Annotated in this window: 22 protein-coding genes; 9 read left to right on the forward strand and 13 right to left on the reverse strand. The window is 70.7% G+C overall.

Going from position 1 to position 23,035, the window contains the following annotated elements; translation table 11 throughout:
- Positions 1–32 precede the first annotated feature (32 nt).
- From OO67_RS11565 to OO67_RS11580, 4 genes are all read right to left on the reverse strand, one after another.
- Positions 33–467 carry a Fur family transcriptional regulator gene (locus OO67_RS11565; RefSeq protein WP_033299535.1) on the reverse strand — a complete coding sequence of 145 codons (435 nt, stop codon included), beginning with the start codon at positions 465–467 and terminating at the stop codon, positions 33–35.
- A 65-nt stretch (positions 468–532) separates the two neighbouring features.
- A complete protein-coding gene (locus tag OO67_RS11570; RefSeq protein WP_208861008.1) occupies positions 533–1,432 on the reverse strand; it encodes a metal ABC transporter permease in 900 nt (299 codons plus the stop codon).
- A complete protein-coding gene (locus tag OO67_RS11575) occupies positions 1,432–2,208 on the reverse strand; it encodes a metal ABC transporter ATP-binding protein (protein WP_033299537.1) in 777 nt (258 codons plus the stop codon). The genes OO67_RS11570 and OO67_RS11575 overlap by 1 nt, the downstream gene beginning before the upstream one ends.
- 35 nt (positions 2,209–2,243) lie before the next feature.
- Positions 2,244–3,257, reverse strand: a complete 1,014-nt coding sequence (locus OO67_RS11580) for a metal ABC transporter substrate-binding protein (RefSeq protein WP_033299968.1) — start codon at positions 3,255–3,257, stop codon at positions 2,244–2,246.
- 220 nt (positions 3,258–3,477) lie between these two features.
- Between OO67_RS11580 and OO67_RS11585 the strand changes: the two genes are divergently transcribed.
- The 6 genes from OO67_RS11585 (at position 3,478) to OO67_RS11610 (ending at position 11,653) form a co-directional block, all read left to right on the forward strand.
- Positions 3,478–4,860, forward strand: a complete 1,383-nt coding sequence (locus tag OO67_RS11585) for a glycine--tRNA ligase (protein ID WP_033299539.1) — start codon at positions 3,478–3,480, stop codon at positions 4,858–4,860.
- A gap of 93 nt (positions 4,861–4,953) precedes the next feature.
- Positions 4,954–5,157 (forward strand): hypothetical protein, encoded by a 204-nt coding sequence (locus OO67_RS11590; RefSeq protein WP_033299541.1) that lies wholly within the window; start codon positions 4,954–4,956, stop codon positions 5,155–5,157.
- A gap of 179 nt (positions 5,158–5,336) precedes the next feature.
- Positions 5,337–5,540, forward strand: a complete 204-nt coding sequence (locus OO67_RS11595; RefSeq protein ID WP_033299543.1) for a DUF6243 family protein — start codon at positions 5,337–5,339, stop codon at positions 5,538–5,540.
- 187 nt (positions 5,541–5,727) lie between these two features.
- On the forward strand, positions 5,728–6,876 hold the full coding sequence (gene dusB / locus OO67_RS11600; RefSeq protein WP_033299544.1) for a tRNA dihydrouridine synthase DusB: 1,149 nt from the start codon (positions 5,728–5,730) through the stop codon (positions 6,874–6,876).
- 573 nt (positions 6,877–7,449) lie between these two features.
- A complete protein-coding gene (gene ppdK / locus OO67_RS11605) occupies positions 7,450–10,161 on the forward strand; it encodes a pyruvate, phosphate dikinase (protein ID WP_033299545.1) in 2,712 nt (903 codons plus the stop codon).
- A gap of 472 nt (positions 10,162–10,633) precedes the next feature.
- Positions 10,634–11,653 carry an ArsR/SmtB family transcription factor gene (locus OO67_RS11610; protein WP_033299546.1) on the forward strand — a complete coding sequence of 340 codons (1,020 nt, stop codon included), beginning with the start codon at positions 10,634–10,636 and terminating at the stop codon, positions 11,651–11,653.
- A 2-nt stretch (positions 11,654–11,655) separates the two neighbouring features.
- On the opposite strand, the gene OO67_RS11615 is transcribed toward OO67_RS11610, so the two are convergent.
- Complete coding sequence (locus tag OO67_RS11615; RefSeq protein WP_051709294.1) at positions 11,656–12,240, reverse strand: hypothetical protein; 585 nt, start codon at positions 12,238–12,240, stop codon at positions 11,656–11,658.
- Positions 12,241–12,408: 168 nt separating this feature from the next.
- On the opposite strand from OO67_RS11615, the gene OO67_RS11620 reads away from it, so the two are divergent.
- The gene (locus OO67_RS11620) at positions 12,409–12,825 is read left to right on the forward strand and encodes a VOC family protein (protein WP_033299547.1); all 417 of its coding nucleotides are present in this window, start codon (positions 12,409–12,411) and stop codon (positions 12,823–12,825) included.
- A gap of 60 nt (positions 12,826–12,885) precedes the next feature.
- On the opposite strand, the gene OO67_RS11625 is transcribed toward OO67_RS11620, so the two are convergent.
- The 4 genes from OO67_RS11625 to OO67_RS11640 form a co-directional block, all read right to left on the reverse strand.
- Positions 12,886–14,052, reverse strand: a complete 1,167-nt coding sequence (locus OO67_RS11625; RefSeq protein ID WP_033299548.1) for an alkaline phosphatase PhoX — start codon at positions 14,050–14,052, stop codon at positions 12,886–12,888.
- Positions 14,053–14,168: 116 nt separating this feature from the next.
- Positions 14,169–14,528, reverse strand: a complete 360-nt coding sequence (nirD, locus tag OO67_RS11630; protein WP_033299549.1) for a nitrite reductase small subunit NirD — start codon at positions 14,526–14,528, stop codon at positions 14,169–14,171.
- Positions 14,528–17,113, reverse strand: coding sequence for a nitrite reductase large subunit NirB (gene nirB, locus OO67_RS11635; RefSeq protein WP_033299551.1), 2,586 nt, complete (start codon positions 17,111–17,113; stop codon positions 14,528–14,530). The genes nirD and nirB overlap by 1 nt, the downstream gene beginning before the upstream one ends.
- Complete coding sequence (locus OO67_RS11640; protein WP_033299970.1) at positions 17,113–18,378, reverse strand: NAD(P)/FAD-dependent oxidoreductase; 1,266 nt, start codon at positions 18,376–18,378, stop codon at positions 17,113–17,115. Before OO67_RS11640 ends, nirB begins: the two co-directional genes overlap by 1 nt.
- A 148-nt stretch (positions 18,379–18,526) precedes the next feature.
- On the opposite strand from OO67_RS11640, the gene OO67_RS11645 reads away from it, so the two are divergent.
- Positions 18,527–19,318 carry a sulfite exporter TauE/SafE family protein gene (locus OO67_RS11645; protein WP_033299972.1) on the forward strand — a complete coding sequence of 264 codons (792 nt, stop codon included), beginning with the start codon at positions 18,527–18,529 and terminating at the stop codon, positions 19,316–19,318.
- Here OO67_RS11645 and OO67_RS11650 read toward each other — a convergent pair whose 3' ends face one another.
- The 4 genes from OO67_RS11650 to OO67_RS11665 form a co-directional block, all read right to left on the reverse strand.
- Positions 19,319–19,951 (reverse strand): class F sortase, encoded by a 633-nt coding sequence (locus tag OO67_RS11650; RefSeq protein WP_033299552.1) that lies wholly within the window; start codon positions 19,949–19,951, stop codon positions 19,319–19,321.
- Between the two features lie 23 nt (positions 19,952–19,974).
- A complete protein-coding gene (locus tag OO67_RS11655) occupies positions 19,975–20,646 on the reverse strand; it encodes a hypothetical protein (RefSeq protein ID WP_033299553.1) in 672 nt (223 codons plus the stop codon).
- Positions 20,647–21,078: 432 nt separating this feature from the next.
- Positions 21,079–21,555 carry a DUF5990 family protein gene (locus tag OO67_RS11660; protein ID WP_033299555.1) on the reverse strand — a complete coding sequence of 159 codons (477 nt, stop codon included), beginning with the start codon at positions 21,553–21,555 and terminating at the stop codon, positions 21,079–21,081.
- Between the two features lie 27 nt (positions 21,556–21,582).
- Positions 21,583–22,377 carry an aminotransferase class IV gene (locus OO67_RS11665; RefSeq protein WP_033299557.1) on the reverse strand — a complete coding sequence of 265 codons (795 nt, stop codon included), beginning with the start codon at positions 22,375–22,377 and terminating at the stop codon, positions 21,583–21,585.
- Positions 22,378–22,446: 69 nt separating this feature from the next.
- Here OO67_RS11665 and OO67_RS11670 point away from each other — a divergent pair, with 69 nt between their 5' ends.
- Positions 22,447–23,025, forward strand: coding sequence for an NADPH-dependent FMN reductase (locus OO67_RS11670; RefSeq protein WP_033299558.1), 579 nt, complete (start codon positions 22,447–22,449; stop codon positions 23,023–23,025).
- The last annotated feature ends 10 nt before the right edge of the window (positions 23,026–23,035 follow it).

Below are 23,035 nucleotides of genomic sequence, written 5' to 3' on the forward strand. Positions count from 1 at the left end.
CTCCGGGACGGTCGTCCTGCGCCCGCCGGAGGTCAGTCCTCGGCGCCCGCGCAGTCTCCGCAGGTCCCGAAGATCTCCACCGTGTGGGCCACGTTCACGTAGCCGTGCTGCGAGGCGATGGTCTCGGCCCACTGCTCCACGGCGGGGCCCTCGACCTCGACGGCCTTGCCGCAGACACGGCAGACCAGGTGGTGATGGTGGTCACCGGTCGAGCAGCGCCGGTAGACGGCCTCGCCGTCGGTCGTGCGCAGGACGTCGACCTCGCCCGCGTCGGCGAGCGACTGGAGCGTGCGGTAGACGGTGGTCAGCCCTACCGAGTCACCGCGGTGCTTGAGCACGTCGTGCAGGTCCTGGGCACTGCGGAACTCGTCGACCTCGTCGAGCGCCGCCGCGACCGCCGCCCGCTGCCGGGTGGACCGGCCGCGCACCGGAGCCGCGTTCGTGCCGCTGATCGGCGCCGTCGCCACAGCTGCCTCCTCGTGTCGCCCGTGCGTATGTCGGGCCATTGTGCCAGCCCGTACCGGCGGCACGGTCACACCCGCACGTCGTCCGACGCCGGGCGGGCCGCCGGTACCTCAAGGGTGCACCGGTCCGCCTCGTTCTCGCGGCCCCTGGCACGCCTGCGGGCCAGCGGCGTGGCGAGTGCCGTCAGCACGACGAACGCGGCGATCGCCAGCAGCACGATCGTCGCGCCGGGCGGTACGTCCTGGTAGTACGAGGTCACGGTCCCGGCCAGGGTGACGGCCGTGCCGATGACGACGGCCAGGACGAACGTCACCTTGAAGGACTTCGAGATCTGCTGTGCGGCGGCGACCGGCACCACCATCAGCGCGCTGACCAGCAGCAGACCGACGACCCGCATCGCCACCGTGACGGTGACCGCCGCCGTCACCGCGACCAGCAGGTTGAGCACGCGGACCGGCAGCCCGGTGACCCGGGCGAACTCCTCGTCCTGGCTGACGGCGAACAGCTGCCGCCGCAGACCCACGGTGACCAGCACGACGAAGGCGGCCAGCACGACGATCGCGGTGACGTCCTCCTCGGAGACCGTCGACAGGGAGCCGAAGAGGAACGACGTCAGGTTGGCGTTGGAGCCGGTGTCCGAGAGGTTGATCAGCATCACCCCGCCCGCCATGCCGCCGTAGAACAGCATGGCCAGGGCGATGTCGCCCCGCGTGCGTCCGTACCAGCGGATCAGTTCCATGACGACCGAGCCGGCCACGGCGACGAGCGTCGCCATCCAGACGGGGTTGGTGGAGAGCAGGAAGCCGAGGCCGACGCCGGTCATCGCCACGTGCCCGATGCCGTCGCCCATCAGGGCCTGGCGGCGCTGGACCAGGTAGATGCCGATGGCGGGGGCGGTGATCCCGACCAGGACGGCCGCGATCAGGGCCCGCTGCATGAACGGGGGGTTCAGGAATTCCAGCATGATCAGCTCAGCAGTCCCGTCCGGACGGGCTCGGAGGCCGCGTGGGGGTGTACGTGGTCGTGGCCGGGCAGCGCGTGCTGGCCCACTGCCTCGGGAGGCGGCCCGTCGTACATGACGCAGCCGTCGCGCAGGACGATCGCCCGGTCGATCAGCGGTTCCAGGGCACCCAGCTCGTGCAGGACGAGCAGCACCGTCGCCCCGCCGGCGACCTGCTCGCGCAGCGTCGTGGCGAGGATCTCCTGGCTGGCCAGGTCGACGCCGGCCATCGGCTCGTCCATGATCAGCACCTCGGGCTCGGAGGCGAGCGCGCGGGCGATGAGGACCCGCTGGTGCTGGCCCCCGGAGAGGGCGTTCACGGAGTCCTTGGCGCGGTCGGTGAGGCCGACGAGCTCGATGGCCCGGTCCACGGCCGCCCGGTCCGCCCGGCCGGGCAGCCGGAGCTTCGTACGGGACAGGCGCCCGGAGGCGACGACCTCGCGGATCGTGGCGGGTACGCCGCCCGCCGCCGTGGTGCGCTGCGGTACGTATCCCACGCGGGCCCACTGGCGGAAGCGCCGCAGCGGCGTGCCGAACAGCTCGACCGTGCCGCCGGTGAGCGGCACCTGGCCGATGACGGAGCGTACGGCGGTGGACTTGCCGGACCCGTTGGCGCCGAGCAGTGCCACGACCTCGCCGCGGTGGACGGTGAGGTCGACACCGCGCAGCACCGGGCGTGCGCCGAGCGTCGCCGTGGCTCCGCGCAGGCTGATCACGGGTTCTGGCGTACTGGGCTCGGGCACGATCGCCTCCGGTGCTGCTGGGGGTGGTTCGGGGGTCACTTCGCGCCGAGGGCCTTCTGCAGCGCGGTGAGGTTGGACTTCATGACCTCGACGTAGTCAGCACCCGCGGACTTGTCCGTGATTCCCTCCAGGGGATCCAGGACGCCGGTCTTCAGGCCGAGGTCCTTCGCCAGTGTCTTGGCGGTCTTGTCGCTGGCGAGCGTCTCGAAGAAGACGGTGGTGGCCTTGTTCTTCTCCGCGACGGCGTGGATCTCGTCGATCCGCGCCGGGCTGGGCTCGGCCTCGGGGTCGATGCCGGCTATGCCCTGCTGGACGAGGCCGTAACGCTCGGCGAGGTAGCCGAAGGCGGAGTGGGTGGTGATGAAGGTCTTCGTCTCGGTGTCCTTCAGCCCGGTCTCGTATGCCTTGTTCAGGTCGTTCAGCTGGGCGACCAGCGTATCGGTGTTCTTGCGGTAGTCCGCGGCGTGGTCGGGGTCCGCCTTCTCCAGGGACTTGCCGACCCCCTCGGCGACCTCCGCGTACTTCACGGGGTCCAGCCAGATGTGCGGGTCGGCTCCCTCGTGGGTGTGCTCCTCGCCCTCGTGGGCGTGCTCGTCGGCGTGCTCCTCGCCTTCGTGGGCGTGCTCCTCGCCCTCCTCGTGCGCGTGGCCGTCGACCTCGGCTCCGTGGTTCTCGAGCGTGGTGAGCTCCGCCGCGTCCACGGTGTTCTTCACGCCGGCCTGCGCCACGGCGTCGTCGACGGCCGGCTGGATGCCCTTGAGGAAGAGGAGGTAGTCGGCTTCGCCCAGCTCGCCGATCTGCCGGGGGCTGAGCTCGAGGTCGTGCGGCTCCACGCCCGGCTTGGTCAGCGAGGTGACGGAGACGTGCGAACCGCCGATCTCCTCGGCCAGGAACTGCATCGGGTAGAAGGACGCCACCACGTCCAGTTTGTCCGCGCTCTTTCCCGCGCCGTCGGCCGCGTCGGAGGAGGAACAGGCGGACAGTGCGGTGAGACCGAGGACGACTGCTCCGGCGACGGCGGTGGTGGGTATGAGGCGGCGTACGTTCATGACATCCATTTTCATCAACACTGGAAACGATTGTCAATAAAGCTGTTGAGATGCCTGGATCACAACCCGAACGCGACGGGACCCCCCACCGATTTGATCCAAGGGGTGTGACCGCCGCTAATCTGAGTCATTCGCCCGCCCGTCTCCCCGATAAGAACCCCCCACCGAGGCGCTTCGAGCGACCCCTGTCCCATTTCGCCGTCGTAATGAAGAGAGCACCGTGGCCGCCGACAAGATCGACACCATCGTCAGCCTGAGCAAGCGCCGTGGCTTCGTCTACCCCTGCAGTGAGATCTACGGCGGCCAGAAGGCCGCCTGGGACTACGGGCCGCTGGGCGTCGAGCTGAAGGAGAACCTCAAGCGCCAGTGGTGGCGTTACATGGTCACCGCGCGCGAGGACGTGGTCGGCATCGACTCGTCGGTCATCCTGGCCTCCGAGGTCTGGGTCGCCTCCGGACACGTCGCCACCTTCTCCGACCCGCTCACCGAGTGCACCTCCTGCCACAAGCGCTACCGCGCCGACCACCTGGAGGAGGCGTACGAGGAGAAGCACGGCAAGCCGCCCGTCAACGGCCTGGCCGACCTCAACTGCCCCAACTGCGGCAACAAGGGCACCTTCACGGAGCCCAAGGCGTTCTCGGGGCTCCTCTCCACCCACCTCGGCCCCACCCAGGACACCGGCTCGGTCGCCTACCTGCGCCCCGAGACCGCGCAGGGCATCTTCACCAACTTCGGCCAGGTGCTGCAGACCTCGCGCAAGAAGCCGCCGTTCGGCATCGCGCAGATGGGCAAGTCCTTCCGGAACGAGATCACTCCGGGCAACTTCATCTTCCGCACGCGCGAGTTCGAGCAGATGGAGATGGAGTTCTTCGTCAAGCCGGGCGAGGACGAGCAGTGGCAGGAGTACTGGATGGAGCAGCGCTGGAACTGGTACACCGGCCTGGGCATGCGCGAGGAGAACATGCGGTGGTTCGAGCACCCGCAGGAGAAGCTCTCCCACTACTCCAAGCGCACCGCTGACATCGAGTACCGCTTCCGCTTCGGCGGCAGCGAGTGGGGCGAGCTGGAGGGCGTCGCCAACCGCACCGACTACGACCTCACCGCCCACTCCAAGGCGTCCGGTACGGATCTCTCCTACTTCGACCAGGAGAAGGGCGAGCGCTACACGCCGTACGTCATCGAGCCCGCGGCCGGTGTCGGCCGCTCGATGCTGGCCTTCCTCCTCGACGCCTACAGCGAGGACGAGGCCCCCAACGCCAAGGGCGTCATGGAGAAGCGCGCCGTGATGCGTCTCGACCCGCGCCTCGCGCCGGTCAAGGTCGCCGTCCTGCCGCTGTCCCGCAACCCGCAGCTGTCGCCGAAGGCCAAGGGCCTGGCCTCCGACCTCCGGCAGAACTGGAACATCGAGTTCGACGACGCCGGTGCCATCGGCCGTCGCTACCGCCGCCAGGACGAGATCGGCACGCCGTTCTGCGTCACCGTCGACTTCGACACCCTCGACGACAACGCCGTGACCGTGCGCGAGCGCGACACGATGAAGCAGGAGCGCGTCTCCCTGGACCAGATCCAGAGCTACCTCGGCTCCCGCCTGCTGGGCTGCTGACCGCACCCGGTATCCAGCCCGAAGCCCCCGGTTCCGCCCACGGAACCGGGGGCTTCGGGCACACTGGGCGCACTCGTCCACAGGGAGGCCAGGATGCCGTCCATGACCACGAGCAAGGTCAGCAGATGGGACCAGCACGGCCGTGAACACGTCGTCCGCGTAGCGAAGTCGGGGATGCAGCGGCAGCTGACCTGCGACACCTGCGGATGGCGCAGGGGGACGCAGTTCCTGCCCTGGCTGAAGGCCGAGGAACACCTGACCGAGGCCCACCAGGCCACGGTCGACCCGACCGCCTGAGCCGCCCGGGGCCCTGGCCGAAAAAACCGGATGAGGCACCCCTTGGGCCGGGGTACATTTTCGGCATGTCTTCGTTCTTCCAGATCTACGAGTGAGAGCGCGACGGGCCCCGCCCGTCGCCCATCGGATCGATACACGACACGTCATCCTCACTTCCTCACTACGAATGGGAGAACCCCGTGGCCAAGAGCCGCAACAACCTCCTCGGCGTGGGCGGGCAGCGCAAGAAGCTGTCCCGCGCCGAACAGCAGGGCGCGAACCCCGCGCGCAACGACGACCGCAAGGCCGCCGAGGACAAGAAGCAGGAGCTGGTGCGCAAGATGCGTGAGCGCGCCGCCGCCGCCGAGGCCGCCCCGGCGCAGGACGCGCAGGCCGGCAGCTGATCTCCTCGCACCACCCGTACGACCACGGGCCCGGATCACCTCGGTGATCCGGGCCCGTGCCCGTCGCCCGTGCCCGTGCGGGGCGTCCGCGGGCCCGGGGCGCCGTCAGGGCCGTGTCCCGCCCCGGACGGGGCTGCCGGGCCCGGCCGGGGCCCGCACCGCCGTCGGCGTGCGGGACAATGGGGCCATGACCACGCTCGCCCCTGCCCTCCCGCTGCTCCGGATCGGCCCGCACACCGTGCAGCCACCGGTCGTGCTCGCGCCCATGGCCGGCATCACCAACGCGCCCTTCCGCACCCTGTGCCGTGAGTTCTCGGGCAACAAGGGTCTGTTCGTCAGCGAGATGATCACCACGCGGGCGCTGGTCGAGCGCAACGAGAAGACCATGCAGCTCATCCACTTCGACGCGAGCGAGACACCGCGCTCCATCCAGCTCTACGGGGTGGATCCGGTCACCGTCGGCAAGGCGGTCCGCATGATCGTCGACGAGGACCTCGCCGACCACATCGACCTGAACTTCGGCTGTCCCGTACCCAAGGTCACCCGCAAGGGCGGAGGCTCCGCCCTCCCGTTCAAGCGGCCCCTCCTCCGCGCGATCCTCCGCGAGGCGGTCGCCGAGGCCGGCGATCTCCCGGTCACCATCAAGATGCGCAAGGGCATCGACGACGACCACATCACCTACCTCGACGCCGGCCGCATCGCCGTCGAGGAGGGTGTGACGGCCGTCGCCCTGCACGGCCGGACCACCGCCCAGCACTACGGCGGCACGGCCGACTGGGACGCCATCGCGCGGCTCAAGGAGCACGTCCCCGAGATCCCCGTCCTCGGCAACGGCGACATCTGGAGCGCCGACGACGCCCTGCGCATGATGCGTGAGACGGGCTGTGACGGCGTCGTCGTCGGCCGCGGCTGCCTGGGGCGTCCCTGGCTCTTCGGTGACCTCGTCAGCGCCTTCGAAGGCACGGGCACGAGGCAGGCGCCCGTCCTGCGCCAGGTCGCGGACGTCATGCTGCGCCACGCGACGCTGCTGGGGGAGTGGATCGGCGACGAGAGCCGGGGCGTGATCGACTTCCGCAAGCACGTGGCCTGGTACCTCAAGGGTTTCGCGGTCGGTTCGGACATGCGCAGGAAGCTCGCTGTCACCTCGTCGCTGGAGGAGCTGGGAGAGCAGCTCCAGGAGCTCGACCTGGACCAGCCCTGGCCGGAGGGCGCGGACGGCCCTCGCGGGCGTACGTCCGGCAACAACCGGGTGGCGCTGCCGGACGGGTGGCTCAAGGACCCGTACGACTGCGCGGGCGTGAGCGCCGACGCGGAGCTGGACACCTCGGGCGGCTGAACGGCCTCCCTGCCCCAGGGCACCGAGTGCCCCATGATACGCCCGCTCAGATGAGCGGGCTTTTCTCGTGGGATCCAGCGCAATCCGCTGCGATCGGGCCGCGGACGCGTGTCCCCTCTCTCACTCCCTCGACCACTTCTCACGTTCCGTGCGAGTGCAGTAGCTCTGAGGTGACTTCCGGTGGGCCTGCGGGCGTCCGTATGGTGACATCTGAGCGCGGGGTGGAGCGTGATTCTCGCCACCCCTGAGGCGGTGTCGGCTCAGATGAGCGCCAGAGTGGACGCTGTACTTCTCAAATGGCGGCACTGGGTGCCAGGTGGGTTTACTTTGATCGATCAAAGCAACCGTTACTGTGCGTGCGAACATCGAGCCCAATTGAACACTGTTCGTGATGATGACTTCAAGAGGTGAACATACCCCTTGGTCAAGGGGTGTCGGCGCGTTACTTTCGATCTGCTGGCGGACGGGTGGTTGAGACCTCATGACGCGCACGTGGCCGTACCCAGACACCTTCGATCTGGGTATGTTCCTCGCCGTCAGGGCAGCCACCGCGTCCTCGAGGAGTCGAGACCCGTGTCGGAAAACAAAGAACCCCAGAAGTTCGTCTACGACTTCACCGAGGGCAACAAGGATCTGAAGGATCTTCTGGGCGGCAAGGGTGCCAACCTCGCCGAGATGACCAATCTCGGGCTCCCCGTTCCTCCGGGCTTCACGATCACCACCGAGGCCTGCAAGGTCTACCTCGACAGCGGTGACGAGCCGGCCGAACTGCGCGACGAGGTGAGCGCGCACCTCAAGGCCCTCGAGAAGCGGATGGGCAAGAACCTCGGTCAGGCGGACGATCCGCTGCTGGTCTCCGTCCGGTCCGGTGCGAAGTTCTCGATGCCCGGCATGATGGACACGGTCCTCAACATCGGCCTCTCCGACGCCTCGGTCGTGGGCCTCGCCGCCCAGGCCGGCGACGAGCGCTTCGCCTGGGACTCGTACCGCCGCCTCATCCAGATGTTCGGCAAGACCGTGCTGGGGGTCGACGGTGACCTCTTCGAGGAGGCGCTGGAGGCCGCGAAGCAGGCCAAGGGCGTCACGGTCGACGTGGATCTCGACGCGGCCGACCTGAAGAAGCTGGTCGAGCAGTTCAAGAAGATCGTCACCCGGGACGCCGGGCGGGACTTCCCGCAGGACCCGCGGGAGCAGATGGACCTGGCCATAAAGGCGGTCTTCGACTCGTGGAACACCGACCGGGCCAAGCTCTACCGCCGGCAGGAGAGGATCCCCGGCGACCTCGGCACGGCCGTCAACATCTGCTCGATGGTCTTCGGCAACCTCGGGCCCGACTCCGGCACGGGCGTCGCCTTCACCCGTGACCCGGCCAGCGGCCACCAGGGCGTCTACGGCGACTACCTCCAGAACGCGCAGGGCGAGGACGTCGTCGCGGGTATCCGCAACACGGTGCCCCTCGCCGACCTGGAGTCGATCGACAAGACGTCGTACGACCAGCTGATGAAGATCATGGAGACGCTGGAGACCCACTACAAGGATCTCTGCGACATCGAGTTCACCATCGAGCGCGGTCAGCTCTGGATGCTCCAGACCCGGGTCGGCAAGCGCACCGCCGGTGCCGCCTTCCGCATCGCCACCCAGCTCGTCGACCAGGGCCTCATCGACGAGGCCGAGGCGCTCCAGCGTGTCAACGGCGCCCAGCTCGCCCAGCTGATGTTCCCGCGCTTCGACGACGCGGCCACCACCGTGCTTCTGGGCCGTGGCATCGCGGCGTCCCCCGGCGCGGCCGTGGGCAAGGCCGTCTTCGACTCGTACACCGCAGTCAAGTGGTCGCGGTCGGGCGAGAAGGTCATCCTCATCCGCCGGGAGACCAACCCCGACGACCTCGACGGCATGATCGCCGCCGAGGGCATCCTGACCTCGCGCGGCGGCAAGACCTCGCACGCCGCCGTCGTCGCCCGCGGCATGGGCAAGACCTGTGTGTGCGGTGCCGAGGAGATCGAGGTCGACACGAAGCGCCGCCGTCTCACGGTCGGGGAGACCGTCGTGGAGGAGGGCGACCTCGTCTCCGTCGACGGTTCCACCGGCAAGGTGTACCTCGGTGAGGTGCCCGTCGTCCCGTCCCCGGTCGTCGAGTACTTCGAGGGCCGCATGCACGCGGGCGCCGACGACGCCGACGAGCTCGTCGCCGCCGTGCACCGGATCATGGCGTACGCCGACCGGGTGCGCCGGCTGCGTGTACGGGCGAACGCGGACAACGCCGAGGACGCCGCGCGGGCCCGCCGCTTCGGTGCCCAGGGCATCGGCCTGTGCCGCACCGAGCACATGTTCCTCGGCGAGCGCCGCGAGATGGTCGAGAAGCTGATCCTCGCGGACACCGACGACGAGCGCGAGGCGGCGCTGGCCGCACTGCTGCCGCTCCAGAAGGCCGACTTCATCGAGCTGTTCGAGTCGATGGACGGGTTGCCCGTGACCGTCCGGCTGCTCGACCCGCCGCTGCACGAGTTCCTGCCCGACATCACCGAGCTCTCGGTACGGGTCGCGCTCGCCGAGTCCCGCAAGGACGCCAACGAGAACGACCTGCGTCTGCTGCAGGCCGTGCACAAGCTCCACGAGCAGAACCCGATGCTGGGGCTCCGCGGCGTCCGTCTCGGTCTGGTCATCCCGGGCCTCTTCGCGATGCAGGTCCGTGCGATCGCGGAGGCCGCCGCCCAGCGCAAGAACGCGAAGGGCGACCCGCGCGCCGAGATCATGATTCCGCTCGTCGGCACGGTCCAGGAGCTGGAGATCGTCCGCGAGGAGGCCGATCGCGTCATCGCGGAGGTCGAGGCGGCCACCGGCACCGAGCTGAAGCTGAGCATCGGCACGATGATCGAGCTGCCCCGCGCCGCGCTGACCGCCGGTCAGATCGCCGAGGCGGCAGAGTTCTTCTCCTTCGGGACGAACGACCTCACCCAGACGGTGTGGGGCTTCTCCCGCGACGACGTGGAGGCCTCGTTCTTCACCGCGTACCTGGAGAAGGGCATCTTCGGGGTGTCGCCGTTCGAGACGATCGACAAGGACGGTGTCGGCGCCCTCGTGCGCAGCGCCGTGGAAGCCGGCCGGGCCACCCGTCCCGACCTCAAGCTCGGCATCTGCGGTGAGCACGGCGGGGACCCCGAGTCGGTGCACTTCTTCCACGAGGTGGGCCTGGACTACGTCTCCTGCTCGCCGTTCCGTATTCCGGTCGCCCGACTGGAAGCCGGCCGGGCCGCCGCCGAATCGCGGGGCAGCGACAGCCGCTGAGACCCGGCTGCCGGTACGCCTCCGGCTCCGCCGTCGGATCACCGAGACCCTCATCGCTCCTACGGCGGGGCCGGATTACCCGGAAGCGGCGGCACCCTGTGCGGGGGTGCCGCCGCTTCGTCAATTGAACAGCGAACCATTAAGTTCGTTCGCTTTTCACCGTTCGGTGCGCAAATCCGGAACGTGCGCCCTGGGTGCGGCCCGGGGATCCCCACCCCCGGACCGCACCCGCTTACCCCTGCCGGGTACGGAGCCGCACCGTCGTTCACCGCCGCCGAACAGGCAAAGCCCCCCACGGCCCTCACCCGCTCTTTCGGTGACGCCGGATGCGTACCCGACGTCGTACAGCTTTTCGGCTGGCGGCGATACGGGCGAGACATTTCAACTGTGGCCGAAACCCCGTGGTGACCTCCTGTGACGCTGTGCATACGCTTCGGTGGGGGGAATTGCGGGTGCAACAGGTGGGGGTTCGGTGCTGCGTATCCATGTGTCCGGGGTGGACCTTTCGCGCGTGCGGATGGCCACGAGGCCGGACGCGATGTGGGAGACCATTCTCAGTTTCCACCGGTTGAGGGACCGGAGGGGTTCCACGGTGTTCGGTAAATGGCGGAAGGAATCCCGCACCCGGTTGAATGGTGAAGCGCGTCTGCTGTCCGCGGTCGTTCCGCCCCGCGGCTATTTCCCGGACTTCCTGACGCCTTCCGGGGGAGGTCCCGAGCCATTCGGGCTCGATGCCGGAATGGAGGCGCTGCGCGACACACCCGCGGACCGTATCCGCGGGGAACTCGGGCTGCTGGCCGGGAACGGCTCCCCGGCGCGGCGCCCCGCCGGCGGACACGCGCCGGCCGCCCTCCCGGAGACGCTGGCCGAGGGGCGTACGGAGCCGCTGGGACGCCTCATCTCCACCCTGCGCGCCTACCACCGCGCCGCGATCGAGCCGTACTGGCCGCACATCCGGGCGAGTGTCGAGGCCGACAGGGCCGTCCGGGGCCGCGCCCTGCTGGACGGCGGCGCGGACGAACTCCTGGCCACCCTGCCGCCGATGATCCGCTGGCGCGCCCCCGTGCTGGAGGCGGACTACCCCGTCGACCGGGAACTGCGCCTCGACGGGCGGGGCCTGCTCCTTCAGCCGTCGTTCTTCTGCCGGGGTACCCCGGTGGTCTACAGGGACCCGGCCCTCCCGCCGGTCCTCGTCTACCCGGTCACCCACCCCGGCGCCCCGGCCTCCGCCGACCCCGGCCCCGGCCCCTGGCTCGGCCGGCTCGTCGGCCACACCCGCTCCGCGGTCCTGCGGTCCATAGGCAACGGCTGCACGACGAGCGAGCTGGCCCGCAGGACCGGGGTGTCCCTGGCCTCGGCGAGCCAGCACGCCTGTGTGCTGCGCGAGGCCGGCCTGGTGCGCACGCTGCGCCACGGCAGCTCGGTCCTGCACACCCTGACTCCCCTGGGCGCCGCGCTGATCAGGGGCGGGGCCTCGCTCGCCGTGCCGTGAGGTCAGCGGGGCTCCTCCTCCAGGAGCGACTTCAGCGCGGCCAGGCGCTCCTTCCAGAACGCCTTGTAGCGGGCGACCGCCTCCGCGTCCGCCAGTTTCCCGTGGCCCACGCCCAGGCGCGTGCGGCCGTCCGGCAGCTCCTCCAGCCACAGCGTGAGCCACCCGGCGTCCCCCGACGCGTCGCTGAAGCCGGCGCTCAGCGACTTCCCGGGGCGCAGGCCGCGCACGGACAGGTCCACGCCGGGCAGCCAGCGCCCACGCAGCTCCGGGTCGGTGAAGGCGTCCAGGACGCGCTCCGGGCCGGCCGCGAGGGTCCGGCTGCCGGAGGTGTTCCAGTCGCCGGTCGAGGACTGACCGACCTGGCGCAGGCCACGCGCCTGCTCGTACCCGACGGTGACCGACTGGGCGTACCAGCCGCCCATCCTGTGTTCCGTTCCGAGGAACGCCGCGATCTCCGCGTGGCTGCGCCGGGTCGCGTCCCAGGCGTCGAGCACGGCGAACCAGCCGGCCCAGTCCCGGCCGGTGGCCCCGCGCAGGACCTCGTCCGACAGCTTCTCGGTGATCCTTCTGCCCGTCGATCCGCTCATGTCCGAGACGCTAGGCGAGGGTCCCCGCAGGACGGGGGTCACGGCGCGCGGAAAGATCTCCCGTCAGGAACGATGAGTTCCGCGCGCCGCCGCCGTCTATCTGTCGTAAGCGCTCGCACGGAGCGCGAGGGAGCACCACAGAGTGCCGGACGGAAGAGTGGACCCATCATGTCTCAGCCTCAGATGATCTTCGTGAACCTGCCGGTCAAGGACCTCGGGACCACGAAGGACTTCTTCGCGAAGCTCGGCTTCGGCTTCAACCCGCAGTTCAGCGACGACTCGACGGCCTGTCTGGTCATCAGCGACACGATCTTCGCCATGCTCATCAGCGAGCCGCGCTTCAAGGACTTCACCAAGAAGGAGATCGCCGACGCCTCGAGGACGACCGAGGTTCTCCTCGCCCTGAGCGCGGAGAGCCGCGAGAAGGTCGACGAGATGGCCGAGGCGGCGCTCGCCAACGGCGGGTCGCCCGCCAACGAGACCCAGGACATGGGTTTCATGTACGGCCGCTCGTTCCAGGACCCGGACGGCCACATCTGGGAGGTCGTCTGGATGGACCCGGCCACGGCCCAGGGCGAGGCCTGACACCTGGCGGGGCAGCGAGTCGCGGAGCCGGCTCCGCGACTCGCTGCCGTGCTGGGTGGGTCAGGAGCGGAACGGCCCCGTGACCTCGTAGGTGATGCCACCGGAGGAGCTTCCGCTGGTCCCTCGCTGCGAGGAGAAGTAGAGCCGCCTGCCGTCCGGGGAGAAGGCCGGACCGGTGATCTCCGAGCCGGACTGGCCGCTGATCCGCAGGAACGGGGCGACGGTGTCGTCCGGGGTGATCAGGCAGATCTCCATGTTCCCGCCGTCCTCCGCGACGTACAGGTCACCGGAGGCGGCGCGGGTGACGTTGTCGACGCCGGTCAGTGGAGCGCCGCCGCCCGTGACGAGCGAGTCGTCGTAGGCGAGCGAGAGGGACGACGTGTTCGCGTCGTACGCCCACACCCGGTTGTCGCCCTTGGTGGTGAACCAGCAGGTGCCCGCCGCGTAGAAGCAGCCCTCGCCGCCGTTGAACACCTTGGCTCCGGAGACCTGGTAGCGGGTCTGGGTGGGCGAACCGTCCGGATCCGGAACCGTCGTCCACGTCACCGGGCCGCTGGTGCCGGTGCCCGCCACCAGCACCTGGAGCGTGCCGGACGACAGATTGCCCCACGTGGTGGGGCGGAAGCGGTAGAAACGGCCGTCCGTCTCGTCCTCGGTCAGGTAGACGTAGCCGTGGTCGGGGTCCGCTGCCGCGGCCTCGTGCTTGAACCGGCCCATCGCGGGGCGCTGCACCGCGGCGGTCACACCCCATGGGTCGGTCTCGTACACGAAGCCGCGGGTGACCTCCTCGCAGGAGAGCCAGGTGTTCCACGGGGTCCGGCCGCCCGCGCAGTTGGTGTTCGTACCGGACAGGATCCGGTAGGCCGAGGTGACGGTCCCCGAGGAGTTGAAACGCACCGCGCTCGCCCCGCCGCCGCTGCTCGCGGACACCTCCGCGTTGGAGACGTAGATCCAGCCGCTGCCGTCGGTGAACGTGGCGCCGCCGTCCGGGGCGCGGTGCCAGGTGTACGAGGTGCCGGGGACGGTCTGCCCGGAGCGGGCGATGATCCTGCTGGTGAAACCGTTCGGCAGCAGGATGCCGTTGCTGTTGGCCGCCTGGAGCGCACCGTAGGGGCCTGCGGCCGGCTGGGCCGGGTCCGCGAAGGCGGCACCCCGCCACAGGGTGCCGCCGAATGCCGCCGCCGAGCTGCCGATCACCGCTGTGCGCAAGAAGGTCCGACGTTCCACGATCACTCCACGGGTGACGTGCTGGCCCGCCGGTCCGGTCGGCCCGGCGGGTCGAACGTCAGGACAGTAGAGGTACGTGGTTGACGGAGCGGCAACGCCCGGTGAAGGGCCGGGGATCAGTCCGCGCGGACCGGGAAGACCGGCACGGTGACGTCGTCGTCGTCCAGGCAGGCACCCGTCTCCAGGTCGAAGCGCTGCTTCAGCAGCGGCGACGCCACGAACGGCCGTCCCTCCGCGGAGCCGACCAGGCCGCGCGAGAGGACGTACGCGCCGGTGAACGGATCACGGTTGTCGATCGCGTACGCGCGCCCCGCCCGGTCCACGAACAGCGCTACCTGCCTGCCGTCCGGGAGGAGCGCCGCCACACCGCGCCCGGGAGTCAGCAGCTCGCGGTCGCAGACCGTGAGCCAGCCGTCCCCGTCCGCCAGCTGGATCGTCCGGGTGTCCCGCGCCGTTTCCATCGTCTGGGTCGTCATCAGGAGGAAGTCCCTTCAAGAGTACGGATGGCAAGCACCGGGCCCGCGAGGATGTCCAGGTCGGGCTTGACCTGGTCGCGCTCGGGGACGAACTTGACCGAGGGGTCGGGTGAGTCGGGGGCGTTCACGAAGGTGACGAAGCGGCGCAGCCGCTCCGGGTCGTTGATCGTCTCGGCCCACTCGTCGCGGTAGCCGGCGACGTGGTCGGCCATCAGCCGCTCCAGCTCGTCGCAGAGGCCCAGCGAGTCGTGGACGACGACGTCCCGCACGTGGTCCAGGCCGCCCTCGATCCGGTCCAGCCAGGTCGAGGTGCGCTCCAGGCGGTCCGCCGTGCGGATGTAGAACATCAGGAACCGGTCGATGAGGCGGACCAGTTCGGCGTCGGACAGGTCCTGGGCGAGCAGGTCCGCGTGACGCGGGGTGGCGCCGCCGTTGCCGCCGACGTAGAGGTTCCAGCCCTGCGCCGTGGCGATGATCCCGAAGTCCTTGCCGCGGGCCTCCGCGCACTCCCGGGCGCAGCCCGAGACCGCCGACTTCAGCTTGTGCGGGGAGCGCAGGCCCCGGTAGCGCAGCTCCAGGTCGATGGCCATCTTGACCGAGTCCTGCACGCCGTAGCGGCACCAGGTCTGCCCCACGCAGGACTTGACCGTGCGCAGCGACTTCCCGTACGCGTGCCCCGACTCGAAGCCGGCGTCCACCAGCCGGGTCCAGATCAGCGGGAGCTGGTCGACGCGCGCGCCGAACAGGTCGATCCGCTGACCGCCGGTGATCTTCGTGTAGAGGCCGAAGTCCCGCGCCACCTCGCCGATCACGATCAGCTTCTCCGGGGTGATCTCGCCGCCGGGGATGCGCGGCACGATGGAGTACGAGCCGTTGCGCTGGAGGTTGGCGAGGAAGTGGTCGTTGGTGTCCTGCAGGGCGGCCTGCTCGCCGTCCAGGACGTAGCCGCTCGCGCCGACCGTCGGGGCCAGCGACGCGATGACCGAGCCGACCGTGGGCTTGCAGACCTCGCAGCCGTCGCCGCCACGGGCCGCCTCGCGGCCGTGCGAGTCGAGGAGGTCGGCGTACGTCGTGATGCCGAGGGTGCGGACGATCTCGTACAGCTCACTGCGGGTGTACGCGAAGCAGCCGCAGAGCCCCTGGTCCTCGGGCTGAGGCAGCAGCTGCCCGATGACCTTGAGGCAACTCCCGCAGCCCGTGCCGGCCTTGGTGCACTTCTTCACCTCGGGCAGCGTGGTGTGCTCGCAGATCGCGCCCTTGGTGACGTTGTGGCAGGAACAGATCACGGCCTCGTCGGGCAGGGACGACGGGCCGAGGGTGACCGGGCCGCCCGCACCGGCCGGCAGCACCAGCTGCTCCGGGGCGACGGGGAGCACCGTGCCGGTCATCGGCCGCAGCGTGCCGTACTGGTCGGCGTCGCCGACCAGGACACCGCCGAGCAGCGTGCCGTCCTGGCCGATCACCAGCTTCTTGTAGACACCCGAGCGTGAGTCCGCGTACACGACGTCGAGGCAGCCCTCGGCCGTGCCGTGCGCGTCACCGAAGGAGGCGACGTCCACACCGAGCAGCTTCAGCTTCGTGGAGAGGTCGGCGCCGGTGAAGGAGGCCGCGTTGCCCGCGATCACCTCGGCGACCGCCAGCGCCATCTCGTAACCCGGCGCCACCAGCCCGTAGACGCGGCCGTCCGAGGCCAGCGCGCACTCGCCGATGGCGAAGACGTCGCTGTCGGAGGTGCGGCACTCCTCGTCGACGATGATGCCGCCGCGCGGACCGACCGCCAGACCGCAGTCGCGGGCCAGCTGGTCCCGGGGGCGTACGCCGGCGGAGAAGACGACGAGGTCGGTCTCGAGCGAGGAACCGTCCGACAGGGACATGCCGTCGACCCGGCCGTCCTCGCCCGCGGTGACCTCCTGGGTGCCGACACCCGTGTGGACGGAGAGGCCCATGTTCTCGATGGTGCGCAGCAGCGCGGCGCCACCGCCGTCGTCGACCTGGACCGGCATCAGACGGGGGGCGAACTCCACGACGTGCGTGTCGAGTCCGAGCCCCTTCAGCGCACCCGCGGCCTCCAGGCCCAGGAGCCCGCCGCCGACCACCGCGCCGGTCTTCGCGGTCTTCGCGTACTCCTCGATCGCGAGGAGGTCCTCGATGGTGCGGTAGACGAAGCAGCCCTCGGCGTCCTTGCCGGGGACGGGCGGGACAAAGGGGTACGAGCCGGTGGCCAGCACCAGGGTGTCGTAGGAGAAGGTCTCCCCGGAGCGCGCGGTGACGGTGCGCGCCTCACGGTCGACGCTCTCCGCCGGGTCACCGACGCGCAGCTCGATGCCGTGGCGCTCGATGAAGCCGGGCTCGACGAGCGAGAGGTCCTCCGGCGTCTTCCCGGAGAAGTACGAGGTCAGCTGTACCCGGTCGTACGCGGGGCGGGGCTCCTCGCAGAGCACGACGATCCTGGCGGTGCCCTGGGCGGCGGTCAGGCCGCGGTCGGCGAGCGCTTCCAGGAACCGCTGTCCGACCATGCCGTGCCCGACGACCACGATCGTCGGCACGCCTGCGGTGGGGGCGGTCGGGGGAGTGGACACCGGCATCAGAAGCCTCCGTCGTTGGTGAGCAGGTGGAGCAGGGACATGTCGGCGGGGAGTGGGTCGTCGTCCTGCCAGGTCCGGGCGAGGGTGCCGACCGCGGCGAGATCGCCGAACAGCACCCCGCCCGCCAGCCGGTCGCCCCGGACGACGACCGTGCGGTACGCGTTCCGGGTGGCGTCGGCCAGCCGGATCACGTCGTCGCCGGGCATCGGTCGGGAGTCACCGAAGGCGGCCAGGTCGAGTCCGCCGGACGTCCCGGAGACGACGGCGGCTCCGGTGGTTCCGGCGGTGACGGGCGCGGCGGAGGGGGAGCGGAGGGTCAGCCGGGTCAGCGCCCTGGTGCCCCCGTAGCGGGCGGGGCGTCCGGCCAGCACCTCGGCCAGGACGTCGGCCTGTTCGAGGGCCGCACCCGCCAGCCCGTAGACCTTCCCGTCGTGTTCTGCGCAGTCGCCGACGGCGTGGATGTACGGGTCCGACGTGCGCAGCTCGTCGTCGACGACGATGCCCTTGCGGACCTCGAGGCCGGCCGCCTGCGCCAGACCCGCCCTGGGGCGGACCCCGCAGGCCAGCACGGTGATCTCGGCCTCCAGCTCGTAACCGTCGGCCATCTCCACAGCACGCACCGCGGGGGTCTCCCCGTCGGTGCAGCGCAGCCCGCGCACCCGGCACTCGGTGTGCACCTCGACCCCGAGGGTCTCCAGGTGACGGCGCAGCATCCCGGCCGCCTCGGCGTCCAGCTGCCGCTCCATGAGGTGCTCGCCCTGCTGGGCCAGCACCACCTGGGCGCCGCACTCGGCCAGTGCGCGGGCGGCCGACACCCCGAGGAGACCGCCGCCGATGACCACGGCGCGCACTCCGGGACGTACGGCCGCGCGCAGGGCCAGGCAGTCGTCGAGGGTGCGGAAGGGATGCACCCCGTCCGGCAGCATGTGGCCGAGGCCCCGCAGCGGTGGCAGCACCGGGTTGGAGCCGGTGGCCAGCACCAGTCGCTCGTAGCCGATGACGCCACCGTCGTCGCAGAGCACCCGCCGTTCCGCCCGGTCGATCCGCACGACCCGCACCCCGCGCCGCACCTCGGCGGGCGGCAGCGCGATCACGTCCGGCTCGTACCGGCCGGCGAGCACCTCGGCGAGCAGCACCCTGTTGTACGGGGCGTGCGCCTCCTCGCCGATGACGGTGACACCGGGGACCCGGGCGGCGAGCCGTGCGCCCGCCATCCCGGCGCCGATCACCACCACCCGCGCCGCGTTCTCCCTCTGTGTCCTCATGTCCATGAGAGTGCGGGGTGGGTGTTACCCGACCGCATCCCTCCTGTTTCCCGGGAGGAACCTTGCGCTCAGCACGCCACGGCGGCCTCTGTGAGGCCGCGGTGACCGGTTGGACGGTGTACACACCATCTGGTTTAGGGTCATGGGCATGCCCGAGATATCACTCACCACCCTGGTCGTCCTGTGCCTCGCCGCCGCGGCGGCCGGCTGGATCGACGCGGTGGTGGGCGGTGGGGGGCTGCTCCTCCTGCCCGCCCTGCTGCTGGGTCTGCCGCACGTCCCCGCCGCGCACATCCTGGGCACCAACAAGGCGGTGGCCATCGTCGGCACGTCGGGGGCCGCCGTCACCTATGTACGCAAGGCGCCCGTCCAGGTCGGGACGGCCGTACGCATCGGGCTCATGGCGCTGGCGGGATCGATGACCGGCGCCTTCTTCGCGGCCGGGATCAGCAGTGACGTGCTGCGCCCGGTGATCATGGTGGTGCTGCTCGCCGTCGCGGCCTTCGTGCTGCTGCGCCCGTCCTTCGGCACCGCGGCGGCCGGCGACGGCACGGGCAGGAAGGTCACCCGGGCCCGTACGGTCACCGCGATCGTGCTGGTCGGCGGTGGTATCGGCTTCTACGACGGGCTGTTCGGGCCGGGCACGGGTACCTTCCTGGTGCTGGCTTTGACCGCCGTGCTCCACCTCGACCTGGTCACCGCTTCCGCCACCGCCAAGATCGTGAACGTCTGCACCAACGCCGGGGCGCTGGCGATGTTCGCCTACCAGGGCACCGTCCTGTGGCAGCTGGCCGCGCTGATGGCCGTATTCAATCTGGCGGGAGCGATGGCCGGGGCGCGCATGGCGCTCAGGAAGGGCAGCGACTTCGTCCGCGGGGTCCTGCTGGTCGTGGTGTTCTCGCTGGTCGCCAAGCTCGGCTTCGACCAGTGGACGGCCTGATCAGCGCACCTCGGTGAGGTGGGCGTACGCCACCACGTTGCCCTGGTAGCCGGTCTCGCGGGTGAAACCGCCGCCACAGGTGATCAGCCGCAGGGAGGCGTGCGGCGTGGGGTCGTAGACCCGCTCGTCCGGGAAGTCGTCCTTGTCGTACACCTCGACCGCGTCGACCGAGAAGACGGCGGTACGGCCGTCCTTGCGGCCGATCTCGACCGTGGAGCCCTTCTTCAGGGATCCGAGGGCGTAGAAGACGGACGGCCCCTCGGCGTTGTCGACATGGCCGGCGACGATCGCGGTGCCCTCGGCTCCGGGCGGTGTGCCGTCCTCGTACCAGCCCGCGAGGTTCGGGTCCCCGGAGGGCGGTGCGTCGAGGCTGCCCCCGGGACCCAGCCCGAGACCCGTCATGGGCGCGTCCACACCGATGCCGGGGATGCGGATCCTGACCGGTGCGGAAGGACGCAGGGGTTGGGCGTGCCGGGTGCCGGGCCGTGGTCCGGAGCCTGCGGCGAAGGCCTCGGCAGTGGTCGGCTGGGGTGCGGCGGTCCGGACGGCCGCACCGTTGTGGACCAGCCACACGCCGCACAGCGCGGCGATGCCCACCAGCCAGGCCCTGGATCTCAGCGCCGTCCTGTCCACGTCCCGTCCTCCGCCGGTCGCCTTCAGTAGCGCGTGCCGCCCGCCCTGCGCCGGCGCAGGAGCAGGGCGGCGCCGACTGCCGCCACCCCGACGAGGCCGGCGCCCGCGGCGAGCTGGGCGGTATCGGGGGCGGCGCTGCCGCCGGTGCCGGTCCCCACGTGCCCGGAGGGCCGGCTCGGGCTGGGTGTGCTCGTGGGCCTGTGCCCCGGGGGCACGGGCGGCTTCGCGGATCCGGGGTCCGTCCCGGGTTCGGGATGGGTTCCCGGCTGCGTTCCGGGGGCCGTCCCCGTGCCGGTCCCCGGCTGGGCTCCGGCCTCGTCCCCGGCCCCTGCCTCGCTCTCCTCCTCCGTCTCCGGCCAGGAGGGTTCCGGGACCGCTGCGGGATCCTCGGCCGCCTCCAGGTCGTCGAGGGGGTCGGGTCCGTCGAGCGGCTCCAGCTCGACGGTCTCCGGGGCGTCGGGGGGCTCCAGGCCTTCGGCCGGGCCGCCGGCCGCCGCCCCGGTGCTGTCGCACGAGTCCGCCATGCCGGTGTCCGCCGTGCCTTCGGCCCCGCAGTCGGCCGCGCCGGGGGCAGCGGCGGCCGTTTCCGGTCTGCCGAGGCTGTCCGCGTGGGCGGAGGGGGCGGCGAGGCCGAGCGCGGCGGCGGCGAGGGCCGCGGCGGCGGTGCCGGTCACGAGGCGGGCGGGGCTGCGCATGGGAATCCTCCGGGCAGACGGATGTGTCTGACTCCGAGGTAACAGGCAGTGGGTGTCCGCTGCATGTCGACGCCGGGCCGCGTTTCACCCGTACGGCCCTGAGCGCCCTTCCGCTCCCTCCCAGGTGCCGGGTCGGGGTGGTGCCGACGGCCGTGGAGCCCGCCCGGCGCCGATCGGGTGACCACCCATTCCGTCGGTGTGACGTAGGTCACAAGAATGGACTCGGTGCGGCCGGGAACACGCTCTCTAACCCCCCCCCACGGGACGGCAGCCCCCCGCCGGCCCATGGCAACCGCCCTCACCGGCCCACCCCCCCCGGGACCCGTGAGGGCGGTGTCATGCCTCCTCCGTATCGGGCACCGTGACTCCGGACCGGGCGCCGTGAGTCCAACTCAGAAGCCGTGATTCCGGCTTGGGCACCGTGACTCCGGCTCAGGAGCCGTGAGGGCCGCTCCCGTGCGTCGCGGACCAGGTGATGTCCGGAGGGCGTACGCGAGCGCACCGCGGCTGCCCCTTGTCGTCGGTCAGCCGCAGGTGTGCGGTGAGGTGCCCCGTCCGCGAGGCGGCCTCCAGGACCTCCGGGCCGACGTCGCTCATCATCAGCTTGGCCCGCCGGAACATGGTGAAGGCGCCCGAGCCGTCCACGGTGCCCCAGGACAGGTAGACGAAGCGCCCCCCGAGCCTGTTCTGGACGTAGGGCCCCGAAACCTCGACGCCCTCGGCGGTGGGTACGGCGGTGCAGTCCAGGGTCCAGGAGGCGAGCGCCGCGTCGCCGGGATGCAGCCCGAGCAGTTCGCCGGGCCGGTCCTTGCGCTGCACCCCGACGTGGATGTTGTCGAAACCGGCGAAGTCGGTGTCAGGGCCGCAGGTGCGGCCCGGGAGTTCTGAGGCTTCGATGTGGATCTGCATGGCCCCATGCTCCCGTACTCCGGGAGGTCAGACAGCCCCGCGAGGAGCGTCCTCGTACACCTGGCCGAGCGTCTTCATGAGGTCCTCGTCGACGGTGAAGGTCATGTCGTCGATCCGGTGGACCGGTGCGATGCCCTGCGAGTTGGTGACGAACGCCGCGCGGTAGGCCACCAGCCCCTCCAGCGTCACTCCGCGGCGTTCCGAGGGGCGGTCCGTCCGTGCGAGCCCTCTCTCCAGCAGGGCCATGGTGATGCCGGTCAGTGCCGGAGCGTCCGGCCACACCACCGAAGTGCCGTCCCAGAAGCCGATGTTGGTGATCGATCCTTCGGTCACCATGCCGCCGGGCGAGGTCAGCAGCGCATCGTCGAAACCCGCTCGCCGGGCCTGCTCCCCGTAGTAGATCTGGCAGAACTCGCCGGATCGCTTGATGTGCGGCACGGAGCGCGCGAACGGGACCGACATCAGGCTGCGCGGCGTATGGTCCGCGGGGACCGGCTCCCGCACCGTCACCATGGTCACGGGCGCCGGGCTTCCCGGCGGCATGAAGCCGTGCACCCGGACCGACGCGTCGTGTCTCCTGGCGCCGTCGAGCGCGTGCCCGACCAGTTCGCGCACGCGCTCCCCGTCGAGGGGAAACCCGAACAGCTCCTGGTTCGCGGAGTCGAGGCGCTCCAGATGCAGGGCGAGTCCCCGCACCGTGCGGTCCCTGACCTGCATCGCGGTGAAATGGCCGTAGCCGGCGAAGGCCGGGATCCGCAGATCGTCCCCGGTGGCGGGGTGTCCGTCGAACTCGACGTAGAGGTCCGGCACGGAAGTCGTCATGGCTTCCAGCCTATGCGTCGCGGTGCGGCGCTTGACCTCAACCATGGTTGAGGCGCGAGTCTGCGGTGCATGGACCTCAACACACCTGATCCCACCGCGTCCGACGCCCCGCTGAAGGTGGCCGTCATCCTCGGCAGCAACCGCGAGGGCCGCTTCGGTCCCGTCGTCGCCGAATGGTTCCTCGGGCGGACGGCCGGCCACCCGGGCATCGAGACCGAGCTGATCGACGTCGCCGAGACCGAGCCGCCCGCCACCGGTGCCGCCGCGGCGACCACGCGGCTGGCACGCGCCGACGCCTTCGTCGTCCTGACCCCCGAGTACAACCACTCCTACCCGGCCCCGCTGAAGAACCTCATCGACCGGCACTACGCCGAATGGCAGGCCAAGCCCGTCGCGTTCGTGTCGTACGGCGGAATCTCCGGCGGCCTGCGCGCGGTCGAACACCTGCGGCAGGTCTTCGCCGAGCTGCACGCCGTCTCCGTACGCGACACCGTCTCCTTCCACAACGCGGGCGCCCTCTTCGACGACCGGGGCGCACTCATGGACCCGGCCCAGGCGAACGGGGCGGCCAAGAAGCTGCTGGACCAGCTGGTCTGGTGGGGGCGAGCCCTGCGCGAGGCCAGGACCCGGCACCCGTACGGCGGCTGACGCGGCACGG

The organism is Streptomyces atroolivaceus (genome assembly GCF_000717025.1).
Taxonomy (GTDB): Bacteria; Actinomycetota; Actinomycetes; order Streptomycetales; family Streptomycetaceae; genus Streptomyces; species Streptomyces atroolivaceus.

Excerpts from the sequence above, each read along its gene's own strand:
- OO67_RS11655 (WP_033299553.1), bottom strand. The coding sequence starts at position 20,646 with ATGCGCAGCCCCGCCCGCCTCGTGACCGGCACCGCCGCCGCGGCCCTC.
- nirD (WP_033299549.1), bottom strand. The coding sequence starts at position 14,528 with ATGACGACCCAGACGATGGAAACGGCGCGGGACACCCGGACGATCCAG.
- OO67_RS11620 (WP_033299547.1), top strand. The coding sequence starts at position 12,409 with ATGTCTCAGCCTCAGATGATCTTCGTGAACCTGCCGGTCAAGGACCTC.
- nirB (WP_033299551.1), bottom strand. The coding sequence starts at position 17,113 with ATGCCGGTGTCCACTCCCCCGACCGCCCCCACCGCAGGCGTGCCGACG.
- OO67_RS11665 (WP_033299557.1), bottom strand. The coding sequence starts at position 22,377 with ATGACGACTTCCGTGCCGGACCTCTACGTCGAGTTCGACGGACACCCC.
- OO67_RS11670 (WP_033299558.1), top strand. The coding sequence starts at position 22,447 with ATGGACCTCAACACACCTGATCCCACCGCGTCCGACGCCCCGCTGAAG.
- OO67_RS11660 (WP_033299555.1), bottom strand. The coding sequence starts at position 21,555 with ATGCAGATCCACATCGAAGCCTCAGAACTCCCGGGCCGCACCTGCGGC.
- OO67_RS11645 (WP_033299972.1), top strand. The coding sequence starts at position 18,527 with ATGCCCGAGATATCACTCACCACCCTGGTCGTCCTGTGCCTCGCCGCC.
- OO67_RS11615 (WP_051709294.1), bottom strand. The coding sequence starts at position 12,240 with ATGAGCGGATCGACGGGCAGAAGGATCACCGAGAAGCTGTCGGACGAG.
- OO67_RS11640 (WP_033299970.1), bottom strand. The coding sequence starts at position 18,378 with ATGAGGACACAGAGGGAGAACGCGGCGCGGGTGGTGGTGATCGGCGCC.
- OO67_RS11590 (WP_033299541.1), top strand. The coding sequence starts at position 4,954 with ATGCCGTCCATGACCACGAGCAAGGTCAGCAGATGGGACCAGCACGGC.
- dusB (WP_033299544.1), top strand. The coding sequence starts at position 5,728 with ATGACCACGCTCGCCCCTGCCCTCCCGCTGCTCCGGATCGGCCCGCAC.
- OO67_RS11580 (WP_033299968.1), bottom strand. The coding sequence starts at position 3,257 with ATGAACGTACGCCGCCTCATACCCACCACCGCCGTCGCCGGAGCAGTC.